8 protein-coding genes and 1 pseudogene are annotated in these 12,967 nt (G+C 61.0%); 6 read left to right on the top strand and 3 right to left on the bottom strand.

The window, feature by feature from the left end; translation table 11 throughout:
• Positions 1-157 precede the first annotated feature (157 nt).
• Both RHM58_RS06150 and gshB read right to left on the bottom strand, forming a co-directional pair.
• On the bottom strand, positions 158-1,057 hold the full coding sequence (locus RHM58_RS06150; protein WP_201198558.1) for an energy transducer TonB: 900 nt from the start codon (positions 1,055-1,057) through the stop codon (positions 158-160).
• 77 nt (positions 1,058-1,134) lie between these two features.
• The gene (gshB, locus tag RHM58_RS06145; protein WP_322269877.1) at positions 1,135-2,088 is read right to left on the bottom strand and encodes a glutathione synthase; all 954 of its coding nucleotides are present in this window, start codon (positions 2,086-2,088) and stop codon (positions 1,135-1,137) included.
• 224 nt (positions 2,089-2,312) lie between these two features.
• Between gshB and pilG the strand changes: the two genes are divergently transcribed.
• The 6 genes from pilG (at position 2,313) to RHM58_RS06115 (ending at position 12,334) form a co-directional block, all read left to right on the top strand.
• Positions 2,313-2,717, top strand: coding sequence for a twitching motility response regulator PilG (gene pilG / locus RHM58_RS06140; protein ID WP_008152601.1), 405 nt, complete (start codon positions 2,313-2,315; stop codon positions 2,715-2,717).
• A gap of 60 nt (positions 2,718-2,777) precedes the next feature.
• Positions 2,778-3,143 carry a twitching motility response regulator PilH gene (gene pilH, locus RHM58_RS06135; RefSeq protein ID WP_008068134.1) on the top strand — a complete coding sequence of 122 codons (366 nt, stop codon included), beginning with the start codon at positions 2,778-2,780 and terminating at the stop codon, positions 3,141-3,143.
• 10 nt (positions 3,144-3,153) lie between these two features.
• Complete coding sequence (locus RHM58_RS06130; protein ID WP_322269875.1) at positions 3,154-3,708, top strand: chemotaxis protein CheW; 555 nt, start codon at positions 3,154-3,156, stop codon at positions 3,706-3,708.
• Positions 3,709-3,884: 176 nt separating this feature from the next.
• Complete coding sequence (locus RHM58_RS06125) at positions 3,885-5,942, top strand: methyl-accepting chemotaxis protein (RefSeq protein ID WP_201198551.1); 2,058 nt, start codon at positions 3,885-3,887, stop codon at positions 5,940-5,942.
• 49 nt (positions 5,943-5,991) lie between these two features.
• Positions 5,992-11,886 (top strand): Hpt domain-containing protein, encoded by a 5,895-nt coding sequence (locus RHM58_RS06120; RefSeq protein ID WP_322269874.1) that lies wholly within the window; start codon positions 5,992-5,994, stop codon positions 11,884-11,886.
• Entirely contained in the window at positions 11,879-12,334 is a 456-nt protein-coding gene (locus RHM58_RS06115; RefSeq protein ID WP_322269872.1) for a chemotaxis protein CheW, read from the top strand. Before RHM58_RS06120 ends, RHM58_RS06115 begins: the two co-directional genes overlap by 8 nt.
• A 50-nt stretch (positions 12,335-12,384) precedes the next feature.
• Here RHM58_RS06115 and RHM58_RS06110 read toward each other — a convergent pair.
• Positions 12,385-12,760, bottom strand: a pseudogene (locus tag RHM58_RS06110) (DUF6124 family protein).
• Between the last annotated feature and the right edge of the window lie 207 nt (positions 12,761-12,967).

Raw genomic sequence — 12,967 nt, 5'->3', positions numbered from 1 at the left:
GGCGAACTGACAAGCTGGGGATGCCGCAATTTGGCAGTCAACGGCGATCAAATGTGGGAGCGGGCTTGCTCGCGAAGGCGTTGTGTCAGTCGGCATCAATGTTGAATGATCGACCGCATTCGCGAGCAAGCCCGCTCCCACAGGGGATTTGCGGTGCTCAGTTACTGGAGAGTTTGTCGCCCCGGGCGAATTTCCACGTGCGGATGATTTCCAGCCGATCGACATCCGACAAATCCCCGGTAAACGGTGCAAATGGCGCCGCCAGCCTGACGATCCGCTGTGCTGCCTGATCCAGCAACGGTTGCCCGGACGACTCCAGCACCAGCACTTCAAACAGCGAACCATCGCTGTTGATCGAAACCATCAGCCGCAAATTGCCGTAGATCTGCTTGCGCCGTGCTTCGTCGGGGTAATTGAGGTTGCCGATGCGCTCGACTTTCTTGCGCCATTCGTCCTTATACCAGGCGCCCTTGTCGCGCATGGTCGACGCCGCGCTCAAGCGGTGGATACGCGGGCGTTTGGCGTACAGCTGTTGTTCGTTGGCCAGTTCCGCTTCGAGGCTGGCGATGTCGCTGGACAGCTGCGAGCTGTCGAACGTCGGCGCGGCCACGGCGGGTTTGGGTTCAGTCTTGGGTTCTTCGTTTTTGGCGACGGCTTTTTTCGGCTTCGGCGCGATGGTCGTCACGGCTGCCTTGGGCGCGGCTGCCTGCACTTCAGGCTTGGCGGCCGGCGGCGGGGTGACTTTTTGCACCTTGGTGTCCTGGAATGGCGCGACCTCGGTGGTCTTGGGAATCGCCTTTTTATCCAGGGTGCCGCTGCCTTGCTGATTCTCTTGAGCGATGAAATCAGCTTTTTTCGGCTTGGTTTCGCTTTTGAACGTGGCGAGGGTGATTTCCAGGGTTTTGCTGATTTGCTTGGGTTCGACCATGGTGAACCCGACGCCCAACAGCAAGGCCAGGTGAATCAGCGCCGCCAGAAACAGGGTAAAACCGAGGCGATCGGCCGGGCGCACGCCACGATGGGCGAGTTCAGCGGGCAGATCGGACGGGAGCGTCATGACAAGAAAACCAACATCGCGTTTTTTACAGGCCGCGCATGATAACGCAATGTTGGTTGTTTCTTGGCTGTTCTACATCAACGGGCCTTGAGCTTCTGATCGATGGCATCCATCAGCAGGCCGCCGATGTCGGTGCCAAACGCGTTATCAATCTCGCGAATGCAGGTCGGGCTGGTGACGTTGATTTCGGTCAGGCTCTCGCCGATCACGTCCAGGCCCACGAACAGCAGGCCTTTCTCGCGCAGGGTCGGGCCGACTTGAGCGGCGATCCAGCGATCCTTGTCGGTCAGCGGACGGGCTTCGCCACGGCCACCGGCCGCGAGGTTGCCACGGGTTTCGCCAGCGGCAGGAATCCGCGCCAGGCAGTAATCCACCGGCTCGCCGTCGATCATCAGGATGCGCTTGTCGCCATCCTTGATTGCCGGCAGGTAAGCCTGGCCCATGATCTGCTGGGTGCCCAGCGCGGTCAGGGTTTCCAGAATCACCGACAGGTTCGGATCGCCTGCGCGGTGACGGAAGATCGAGGTGCCACCCATGCCGTCCAGCGGCTTGAGGATCACGTCACCGTGCTTGGCGGCGAATTCACGCAGCACGTCGGCGCGGCGGCTGACCACGGTTGGCGGTGTGCACTGCGGGAACAGCGTGGCGAACAGCTTTTCGTTGCAGTCGCGCAGGCTCTGCGGCTTGTTGACCACCAGCACGCCTGCGCGCTCAGCTTGCTCCAGCAGATAGGTGGAGTAGACGAACTCCATGTCGAACGGCGGATCCTTGCGCATCAGGATCACGTCCAGATCGCTCAGCAACGCGTCGGTCTCGGCTTCCAGTTCGAACCATTTTTCCGGGTTGGCGAAAACTTTCAGCGGCCGCATCCGCGCCCGTGCTTCACCTTCGCCCTGGTACAAATCCCGCTGTTCCATATAGAACAGTTCCCAACCGCGCTTTTGCGCGGCCAGCAGCATGGCCAGCGAGCTATCCTTTTTATAGGAGATGCTGGCGATTGGGTCCATGACAATCCCGACGCGAACGCTCATGGGTATTTCCTCGAAATTTGGGTAGGCGCAAGGCCAGAAAAAGTGGCGTCAGAGTGGCGCTGAGTGTGTTCCCGGTCAAGGAAAAACCATCGCCAGGGTCGCCCGATAGATTGGTATTGGAGACTGTGCTAAAAAGGTCGCCATGTCGCGCTGGCCCTTGAGCATCAAGGGTTTCGAGCCGTCAAACGGACAAATTGATTCGCAAAGGCGACGGTAGAGCATTTATGGAACAGCATTCCAGCGCCTTGAAGGTCATGGTGATCGACGATTCGAAGACGATTCGCCGCACCGCCGAAACGCTGTTGAAAAACGTGGGCTGTGAAGTCATCACCGCCATCGATGGTTTCGATGCGCTGGCCAAGATTGCCGACAATCACCCCGGCATTATCTTTGTCGACATCATGATGCCGCGCCTGGATGGTTATCAGACCTGCGCTTTAATCAAGAACAACAGTGCGTTCAAGTCCACGCCAGTGATTATGCTGTCGTCCAAGGACGGGCTGTTCGACAAGGCCAAGGGGCGCATCGTCGGCTCCGATCAGTTTTTGACCAAGCCTTTCAGCAAGGAAGAACTGCTGAACGCGATCCAGGCCCATGTACCGGGCTTTGCCGCCGTTTTGCCGCAGTAGGACACGCACAGTGACGCTCGGCCAGCGGGCCCGGCGTCGACAAGAAGAATGGGGAAGACCATGGCACGTATTCTGATCGTCGATGATTCGCCGACTGAAATGTACAAACTGACCGGCATGCTGGAAAAGCACGGTCATGAAGTGTTGAAAGCTGAAAACGGCGCCGACGGCGTGGCCCTGGCCCGTCAGGAAAAACCCGACGCCGTGCTGATGGACATCGTCATGCCCGGCCTCAACGGTTTCCAGGCGACCCGTCAACTGACCAAAGACCCGGAAACCGGGCACATCCCGGTGATCATCATCACCACCAAGGATCAGGAAACCGACAAGGTCTGGGGCACACGCCAGGGTGCCAAGGACTACCTGACCAAACCGGTCGACGAAGAAACCCTGATCAAAACCCTGAACAACGTGCTGGCCGGTTGATCGTGCGGCCATGACCGAGTCGCTCACAGCTTTCGAACTGCTGCTGCAGATCGACCAGCGTTGTCGCGTGCTGGCGGCAGACTTGCCGTCCCAGCTGACCCGACAGGACCGCTGGAGCGGCATCGGTTTTCGCCTGGGCGAGCACTGGTATGTCGCGCCAATGGGCGAAGTCAGCGAAGTCCTGCATGAACCGCGCTTCACTCAGTTGCCGGGGGTCAAGCCGTGGGTCAAGGGCGTCGCCAACTTGCGTGGGCGGCTGCTGCCGATCATGGATGTGTGCGCTTTCTTTTCTGATCAAGAGCTTGGTCATGAGTTGTCGGCGGTGCGCAAGCAGCGGCGGGTGCTGGTGGTGGAATACAAAGATGTGTTTGCCGGGTTGATGGTCGATGAAGTCTACGGTTTGCAGCACTTTGCCCAGGAAAGCCTGGAAGCGGTGCCGCCGAACGAACGCAACGGCCCGATTGGCGCTTTCGTCAAAGGCCGGTTCCAGCGTGAACAGAGCTGGCAAGTGTTCAGCCCGTTTGCACTGGCGCAATCCCAGAGCTTCATGCAAGTCGCGGTGTAATCGCAGAATTTTGTGCGGGTGAGCTTTTGTGGCGAGGGAGCTTGCTCCCGTTGGGCCGCGAAGCGGCCCCTCTTAACACAAAAGAAGGGGACTGCTGCGCAGTCCAACGGGAGCAAGCTCCCTCGCCACAGGTTTCTTGGTGAGTTCGAAGGGTGCTGGTTAACAGGCGAGGACCGATGACAAAAGCAAAAACAGGCAAGCCAGAAGGATCGCGCAGCCGTTCACAGATTATCGTGCTGTTTATCGCGCTGATCGTCTTCATCATGCTGCTGTTCGCCAACTTCGCTTACCTCAACACTCAGGCAACCTACGACAAACAGTACATCGGTCACGCCGGTGAGCTGCGCGTGCTGTCCCAGCGCATCGCCAAGAACGCCACCGAAGCCGCCGCCGGCAAGGCTGCCGCGTTCAAGTTGCTCGGCGATGCGCGCAACGACTTTGCCCAGCGCTGGGGTTACCTGAAAAAGGGTGATCCGAGCACCGGCCTGCCGCCAGCCCCGTCCACCGTGCGCCCGGAAATGCGCGCCGTGCAGCTGGACTGGGAGCGCCTGCTGAAAAACACCGATGCCATTCTCTCCAGTGAACAGACCGTGCTGTCCCTGCATCAAGTCGCCGCGACCCTGGCCGAAACCGTGCCGCAGTTGCAGGTCGAGTACGAGAAGGTCGTCGAGATCCTCCTCCAACGCGGCGCCCCGGCGGCTCAGGTGGTGATGGCTCAGCGTCAGTCGTTGTTGGCTGAACGGATTCTAGGTGCGGTGAACACGGTGTTGTCCGGCGACGAAAACTCGCAACAGGCCGCCGACGCCTTCGGTCGCGATGCGGCGCGGTTCGGCCAGGTGCTCAACGGCATGCTCCAGGGCAATCCGGCACTGAAAATCAGCCAGGTTGAAGACAAGGATGCACGCGCCCGACTGAGCGAAATCGCCGAACTGTTCGAATTCGTCTCGGGCTCGGTGGATGAAATCCTCGAAACCTCGCCGGAGCTGTTCAAGGTCCGGGAATCGGCGACCAACATTTTCACCCTGTCGCAAACCCTGCTCGACGAAGCCTCGCACCTGGCCACCGGTTTCGAAAACCTGGCGGGCGGGCGCAACACCGACACCATCGGCGGCTACGTACTGGGTCTGTTGGCGCTGATGTCGATCATCCTTATCGGTCTGGTGATGGTCCGCGAAACCAATCGTCAGCTTCAGGAAACCGCCGAGAAGAACGAGCGCAACCAGAACGCGATCATGCGCCTGCTCGATGAAATTGAAGACCTCGCCGACGGTGACCTGACCGTGACCGCCTCGGTGACCGAAGACTTCACCGGGACCATCGCCGACTCGATCAACTATTCCGTCGACCAATTGCGCGACTTGGTGGCAACCATCAACCTCACCGCCGGCCAGGTCGCCGCTGCTGTGCAGGAAACCCAGGCCACTGCCATGCACCTGGCCCAGGCCTCGGAGCATCAGGCGCAGCAGATTTCGGAAGCCTCCACGGCGATCAACGAGATGGCGCAATCCATCGACCAGGTCTCGGCCAACGCCGCCGAGTCTTCGGCGGTGGCCGAGCGCTCGGTGGAAATCGCCAACAAGGGCAACGAGGTGGTGCACAACACCATCCATGGCATGGACAACATCCGCGAGCAAATCCAGGACACCGCCAAACGGATCAAGCGTCTGGGCGAGTCTTCCCAGGAAATCGGCGACATCGTCAGCCTGATCGACGACATTGCCGACCAGACGAATATCCTCGCCCTCAACGCGGCGATCCAGGCCTCGATGGCCGGTGATGCCGGGCGCGGGTTTGCCGTGGTGGCGGACGAAGTGCAGCGCCTGGCCGAGCGCTCGTCCGCCGCGACCCGACAAATTGAAACACTGGTGCGGGCGATCCAGACCGATACTAATGAAGCGGTGATCTCGATGGAGCAGACCACCACCGAAGTGGTGCGCGGCGCGCGGCTGGCGCAGGATGCCGGTGTGGCCCTGGAAGAAATCGAAGGCGTTTCGAAGACCCTGGCGGCGCTGATCCAGAGCATTTCCAACGCTGCGCAGCAACAGACGTCGTCAGCCGGCCAGATTTCCCTGACGATGAACGTGATCCAGCAGATCACCACGCAGACCTCGTCCGGCTCCACGGCGACGGCCGAAAGCATCGGCAACCTGGCGAAAATGGCCAGTCAGCTGCGGCGTTCTGTATCGGGTTTCACCTTGCCGACCGCGCCGGCCGAGGTCACGGACAAAGCCTGAACCGCCTGCGGGCGACTGCATTTTGAGTGAAGTGGGGATTGGAGTGGTTATGGGTGATCGGCACGACTATGTGGCCCTCGAGTGGGTCAAAGGCGAGATTGCCGAAACGCTGAAGCAGGCTCATCAAGCACTGGAAACCTTGCTGGATGACCCGCAGGCGACGTATGCGCTGGACGAGTGCCTGGGGTGTATCCACCAGGTTCACGGCAGTTTGCAGATGGTCGAGTTCTACGGTGCGGCCCTGCTCGCCGAAGAAATGGAACAACTGACCGTCGCCTTGCAACAAAACCGCGTCAATCATCGCGATGAAGCCATCCACCTGTTAAGACAGGCACTGGGGCAACTGCCGATCTACCTCGACCGGGTGCAAGGGGCACGACGTGACTTGCCGCTGGTGGTGCTGCCGTTGATCAACGATTTGCGCAGTGCCCGGGGTGAAAGCCTGCTGTCGGAAACCAGCCTGTTCAGCCCGCAACTGCCGTATTTGCCGGCGCTGGACAAGGAAGCCATGGCGCTGCTGGAACCGGCGGAATTACCCAATGTGCTGCGCAAGTTGCGGCAGATGTTGCAGATGGCGCTGGTCGGTCTGTTGCGTGAACAGGATGGCGAGACCAATCTCGACTACCTGACCAAAGTCTTCGCCAGGCTCGAAGCGTTGTGCGGTGACGCGCCGCTGAGCCCGTTGTGGCAGGTCGCTTCGGCGCTGGTCGAAGGCATGCGCGGCGGCTCGATTGCCAACAGCCCGGCGCTGCGCAGCCTGTTCAAGAACGCTGACAAAGAACTCAAGCGCTTGCTGGAACAGGGCATGTCCGGCGTCAATCAGGCGCCACCGCCAGAGCTGTTCAAAAGCTTGTTGTTCTACATTGCCAAAGCCGAACATCCCACCGGGCAGATGCTGACTATGAAAGATCGCTACGGACTGGACGAAGCGCTGCCCGACAGCGCGATGGTCGACGAAGAACGCGCACGGCTGGCCGGCCCTGACCGCGATGCCATGCGCTCGGTGCTCGCCGCGCTGTGCGAAGAGCTGGTGCGGGTCAAGGAACGCCTGGACCTGTTTGTGCGCAGCGACCGCCAGCACACCTCGGACCTCGAAAGCCTGCTGGCGCCGCTGCGGCAAATCGCCGACACCTTGGCGGTGCTCGGTTTTGGCCAGCCGCGCAAGGTCATCATCGATCAACTGGCGGTGGTGCTGAGCCTCGCTCAGGGCCAGCGCGAGCCCAACGACGCGATCCTGATGGACGTGGCTGGCGCCTTGCTTTACGTCGAGGCGACGCTGGCCGGGATGGTCGGCACCGTGGAGCCGGAGAGCCAGGAAGAAAGTCGCCTGCCGACCACCGACCTGACCCAGATCCACCAGATCGTGATCCGCGAAGCACGGATCTGCCTGCAACAAGCCAAAGACATGATCGTCGACTACATCGACGCCGACTGGGATCGCCAGCAACTGCAGCCTTTGCCGGCGTTGCTGACCCAAGTGCGCGGTGCGCTGGCGATGATTCCGCTGAGCCGTGCCGCGAGCCTGATCGAAGCGTGCAACAGCTTCATTCGCGAACACCTGCTGGTGGACACCGATCATCCCGGTTGGCAGCAACTGGACAGCCTGGCCGACGTCATTACCAGCATCGAGTATTACCTGGAGCGTCTCAACGACGACCCGCAAGAGTCCAGTGAACAACTGCTCGACGTGGCGGAAAAGAGCCTGGCCGCGCTCGGGTTTTTCCCCAGCGAAAAACGGGTGCCGGTGCTCGAAGACGTGCTCAGCCCCAATGAAGCCCAGGTCATGCAAGACCTTCAGGAACTGGACGACCCCGAGACGGTGCAGTCGTTGGCCGATGTGCTGGCTAGCCCGATTTCTGCCGTCAATCCACCGGCCCTGAATACGCCGGGCAGCCTGTTGCCGCCGCCAATGGACGAAGAGCCGGTGGACGATGAGCTGCGGGAAGTCTTCCTCGAAGAAACTGAAGAGGTGCTGGAAGCCCTGCACGAATACCTGCCGCGCTGGTCGGCCAACGCTGATCACACAGGCGCATTAAGTGAGCTACGCCGGGCCTTCCACACCTTGAAGGGCAGTGGCCGGATGGTCCGCGCATTGGTGCTGGGCGAGCTGGCCTGGGCGATGGAAAACCTGCTGAACCGGGTGCTGGAACACAGCGTCGAGCCGGGACCAGCAGTGCAACAGTTGCTGACTGACGCGCTGAACCTGCTGCCGGAACTGGTCACCGAATTTGCCGCCAATGCCCAGCGTCAACGCGACGACGTGGACCGCTTGGCCGCTCGGGCGCACGCCTTGGCCAAGGGCGATGGGTCGCTGTCGGATGAGGACACCCAAGACGTCGCCGCCCTCGATCCGTTGCTGCTGGAGATCTTCCGCAAAGAGGCCGAAACCCATCTCGCCAGCCTCAATCGTTTTCTCGATCAGGCCGCCGAACATGTGCCACTGCAAGCCAGCGACGAGTTGCAGCGGGCCTTGCATACGCTCAAGGGCAGCGCCTCGATGGCTGGTGTGTTGCCGATTGTCGAACTGGCGGCGCCGCTGGACCAACTGGCCCGCGAGTACAAGGCGCACTTGATCGCCCTGGACCTGGATGAAGTCGAGTTGCTACTGGAAGCCGAAGGGCTGTTCCGCCTCGGATTGCGCCAACTCAAGACTGATCCGCTGGGCGAGATTCCCGGCGCTCGTTCGTTGATCGAGCGCACTCACACGTTATTGGAAGAACACCTGCATTCCATTCTTACAGCACCAAACAGAGGCTTGCGGATCAAGCGCGATCCGCAACTGATCAACAACTTCCTGGCCCAGGGCATGGACATCCTGCTGGATGCCGAAAGCCTGTTGCGCCGTTGGCAGCAACACCCCGGCGAGCGCCAGGAACTCAGCGCGCTGCTGGACGAACTGACCACCCTGGGCGAAGGCGCGCACCTCGCCGATCTGCACCCGGTGGACGAACTCTGCGAAGCGCTGCTCGACCTGTATGGCGCGGTGGAAGAAAGCAGCCTGGCGGTCAGCGACGGGTTTTTCCATGAAGCGCAAAGTGCCCATGAAGCGCTGATCAATATGCTCGACGAACTGGCCGCCGGCCAGGAAGTCAGTTCGCAACCGGAGCGCGTCCGGGCCTTGCGCGATTTGCTCGATACAAGCCTCGACCCGTCGGCCACGGGGCTGATCCGCAGCGACGGCAGCCGGACGTTGAGCATTCGCGAACTGGGCAGTGCCACCGCTGAGCTGGCGCAGTCCTCGACTCGGATTGAGCAGAATGACGAGATCGTTTCGATCTTCCTCGAAGAAGCGATGGATATCCTCGAAAGCGCCGGCCAGGCGTTGCAGCGCTGGTTGAGCGACCCGGACAACGCCGCGCCGCTATCGTCGTTGCAGCGGGATTTGCACACCCTCAAGGGCGGCGCGCGGATGGCCGAAGTCGTGCCGGTCGGTAACCTGGCCCACGAACTGGAACACCTTTATGAAGGCCTGGTGGATCGCCGCTACAGCCACAGCGAAGCACTGGCCCAGTTGCTGCAAACCAGCCATGACCGACTGGCGGTGTTGCTTGAGCAATTGCAAAAGCAAAAGCCTTTAGACGACCCGAACGAGCTGATCGAAGCGATTCGCGCGTTCCGCCACGGCAATGCCGGCACGGCTGAAACCGTCGAACCGACGCACGATCATGATTCGCCGGGCCACGATCCGGAGCTACTGGAAATCTTCCTCGAGGAAGGTTTCGACATCATCGAAAACTCCGGCGCGGCGCTGGTGCGCTGGCAGGCCGAGCCGTCGAATCGACAGGAAGTCGAGACCCTGCTGCGCGACCTGCACACCCTCAAGGGCGGCGCGCGGATGGTGGAAATCGCCCCGATTGGCGACCTGGCCCACGAACTGGAGTTTCTCTACGAAGGCCTGTCGGCCGGGGTGCTGCAACCGACGACGGCGCTGTTCACGCTGTTGCAAAGCAGTCACGACCGGTTGGCGCAGATGCTCGACGCCACTCGCGCCGGGGAACCTTGCCCGCCGGCGGATCGGCTGATCGATGCGATCAAGAACTTCAGCCACCCGGCCGTGCCCGAGGCGCCAGTGGTGGCACCGGCCACGGTCAAAGTCGAGACGCCAACGCCTGATGCCGGCGCCGACATGGTCAAGGTTTCGGCGGAATTGCTCGACGACTTGGTCAACCTGGCCGGGGAAACCTCGATCTTCCGTGGCCGTATCGAGCAGCAGGTCAACGATGCCCGCGTGGCCCTGAGCGAGATGGAAACCACCATCGAGCGGATGCGCGACCAGTTGCGTCGCCTCGACACCGAAACCCAGGGGCGGATTCTCAGCCGTCAGCAGGTAGAAGCTGAACGCCTGGGCTACGAAGAATTCGATCCGCTGGAAATGGACCGTCATTCGCAATTGCAGCAACTGTCTCGGGCACTGTTCGAATCCGCCTCCGACTTGCTCGACCTCAAGGAAACCCTCGACCGGCGCAATCAGGACGCGGAAAACCTGCTGCAACAGCAGGGCCGCATCAACACCGAATTGCAGGAAGGCCTGATGCGTACGCGCATGGTGCCGTTCGAACGGATGCTGCCGCGTTTGAAACGCATCGTCCGCCAGGTGTCCAGCGAGCTGGGCAAGGACGTGGAATTCGTCGTCGGCAACGCTGAAGGCGAGATGGATCGCAACGTGCTGGAACGCATGGCGCCGCCGCTGGAACACATGCTGCGCAACGCCGTGGATCACGGTCTGGAATCCACCGAAGCGCGGATCGCGGCGGGTAAACCGGCCCAGGGGCGGATCACCCTCGACCTGTCCCGTGAGGGTGGCGACATCATTTTCGACATCCGCGACGATGGTGCCGGAGTGCCGTTGGATGCGGTGCGGCGCAAGGCGATCAAGCGCGGCATGCTCGCGCCGGACAGCAACATCAGCGACCGTGACGTGCTGCAATTCATCCTGCAACCGGGGTTCTCCACCGCTGAAAAAATCACCCAGATTTCCGGGCGAGGCGTCGGCATGGACGTGGTGCATGAAGAGGTGCGGCAACTCGGTGGCACGATGAGCATCGACTCGACGGCGGGGCAGGGCGTGCATTTCCGCATTCGCCTGCCATTCACCGTGTCGGTCAATCGGGCGCTGATGGTGCAGTGCATTGATGATCAATACGCGATCCCGCTGAACACCATCGACGGCATCGTCCGTGTGCTGCCCAACGAACTCGAAGGGCATTACCGGCTCGATCCGCCGACCTACAAATACGCCGGCCAGCACTATGAGCTGTGCTACCTCGGCGAACTGCTGAAAACCAGCACTCGGCCGAAACTGCTGGGCCAGAGCTTGCCGTTGCCGGTGTTGCTGGTGCAATGCAACGAGCGGTACATCGCCGTGCAAGTCGATTCCATGGCCGGTACTCGCGAGATTGTGGTCAAAAGCCTCGGTCCGCAATTTGCGGCGGTGCAGGGCTTGTCCGGGGCGACGATTCTCGGTGACGGCCGGGTGGTGCTGATTCTGGATTTGCTGGCGCCGATTCGCGCCATGCAGGCGCGTGTGCCGCAACAGTCGATGACTCAAGAGGTTGAAGCCGAGCCGCACAAGCCGCTGCTGGTGTTGGTGGTCGACGACTCGGTGACCGTGCGCAAAGTCACCAGCCGCTTGCTCGAACGCCACGGCATGAACGTGCTGACCGCCAAGGACGGGGTCGACGCCATGCTGCTGCTCGAAGATCACCTGCCCGACGTGATGTTGCTGGACATCGAAATGCCACGCATGGACGGCTTCGAAGTGGCGACCCAGGTCCGTGCCGACGAACGATTGCAGCACCTGCCGATCATCATGATCACCTCGCGCACCGGCCAGAAACACCGCGACCGCGCCATGGCCATCGGCGTCAACGACTACCTCGGCAAGCCATACCAGGAATCGGTGCTGCTCGAAAGCATCGCCCTGTGGAGCAAAACCCATGCTTGAGCACCGCACCAGCAACCTCACCGGGCTGTTGCTGCCCTTGGCAGATCGCAATTTGATCCTGCCCAACGTCGCCGTTGCGGAGTTGATCGACTATCAGCCGGGGGCGTTCGACCTCGATACACCGCCGTGGTACTTGGGGCTGGTGACGTGGCGGGATCGGCAGATTCCGTTGCTGAGTTTCGAGTCGGCGTGTGGCAATAAAGTGGTGATTGGCGAGCGCGCGCGGATCGTCATCCTCAATGCCCTTGGAGGACGGCCGGAGTTGAAGTTCATTGCACTGCTGGTGCAGGGGATTCCGCGGTCTTACAAGCTCGATAGCCAGTTGAGCTATGTCGATGTGCCGTTGTGTTCGCTGGAACAGGCGGCGGTGCAGGTGGGGGAGCAAGTGGCGAAAGTGCCTGACTTGCTGGCGCTTGAGGAGTTACTTGTGAGTGCCGGGTTGGTCTGACCCGTACCCTGTGGCGAGGGAGCAAGCTCCCTCGCCACAGGGGTTATGCGCTAGACCTTGGCGCGCATCTGCATCTGCAACGCCTCGTAATGATCCAACGCCTGCTCCACCAACAACTGCACCCCATCCGCCAATCGACTAAGGGCCAAGGCCACCGAGCGGCGTGAGCCTTCCACATCGTCCGCCAGGTTGACGGCAATCGCGCTGATGGACAGCAAGTCTTCGGAGGCGTTGGCGAGCAGGGCTTCGGCGTCGATGTCGGGGGCGACGTTGAAGAGCTGGTGTTTACGGCGCTTGGCCGGTTTTTCGTCAGCCGGGGGAAGTAGTGAGCGAAGGCGCGGTCGGCGGCTTCTTTCATTTTTTCTGCATCGAGGGATGTTTGGGAATCGGTGCCGGATTCCGGGGATTGGGGGTAGGTTTGAACATAGTGAAGCTCCATTTAATGAGTTTCAGCTGCTCCATCGGGTTCCAATCGATGGGGTGGCAGCTGTACGCGGGTTGGAACCCGGGCAAACGGACAAAACCCGACAGACACTAAGGTCTCCCGCGCACAGCCGCCATAACGGAGTGCACCCATTAAAGGTGCGCAAGCATACGTTATGAAAGGCGTTTTTGCCTCGTTAACACCCGGGG

This window comes from Pseudomonas sp. 10S4, assembly GCF_034344865.1.
GTDB lineage: Bacteria > Pseudomonadota > Gammaproteobacteria > Pseudomonadales > Pseudomonadaceae > Aquipseudomonas.
The sequence above is the reverse complement of the archived record's forward strand: the minus strand, read 5'-3'. Positions and strand labels throughout refer to the sequence as shown.

Coding starts and splice junctions, on each gene's coding strand:
- RHM58_RS06150 (WP_201198558.1), bottom strand. CDS start 1,057: ATGACGCTCCCGTCCGATCTGCCCGCTGAACTCGCCCATCGTGGCGTG.
- gshB (WP_322269877.1), bottom strand. CDS start 2,088: ATGAGCGTTCGCGTCGGGATTGTCATGGACCCAATCGCCAGCATCTCC.
- pilG (WP_008152601.1), top strand. CDS start 2,313: ATGGAACAGCATTCCAGCGCCTTGAAGGTCATGGTGATCGACGATTCG.
- pilH (WP_008068134.1), top strand. CDS start 2,778: ATGGCACGTATTCTGATCGTCGATGATTCGCCGACTGAAATGTACAAA.
- RHM58_RS06130 (WP_322269875.1), top strand. CDS start 3,154: ATGACCGAGTCGCTCACAGCTTTCGAACTGCTGCTGCAGATCGACCAG.
- RHM58_RS06125 (WP_201198551.1), top strand. CDS start 3,885: ATGACAAAAGCAAAAACAGGCAAGCCAGAAGGATCGCGCAGCCGTTCA.
- RHM58_RS06120 (WP_322269874.1), top strand. CDS start 5,992: ATGGGTGATCGGCACGACTATGTGGCCCTCGAGTGGGTCAAAGGCGAG.
- RHM58_RS06115 (WP_322269872.1), top strand. CDS start 11,879: ATGCTTGAGCACCGCACCAGCAACCTCACCGGGCTGTTGCTGCCCTTG.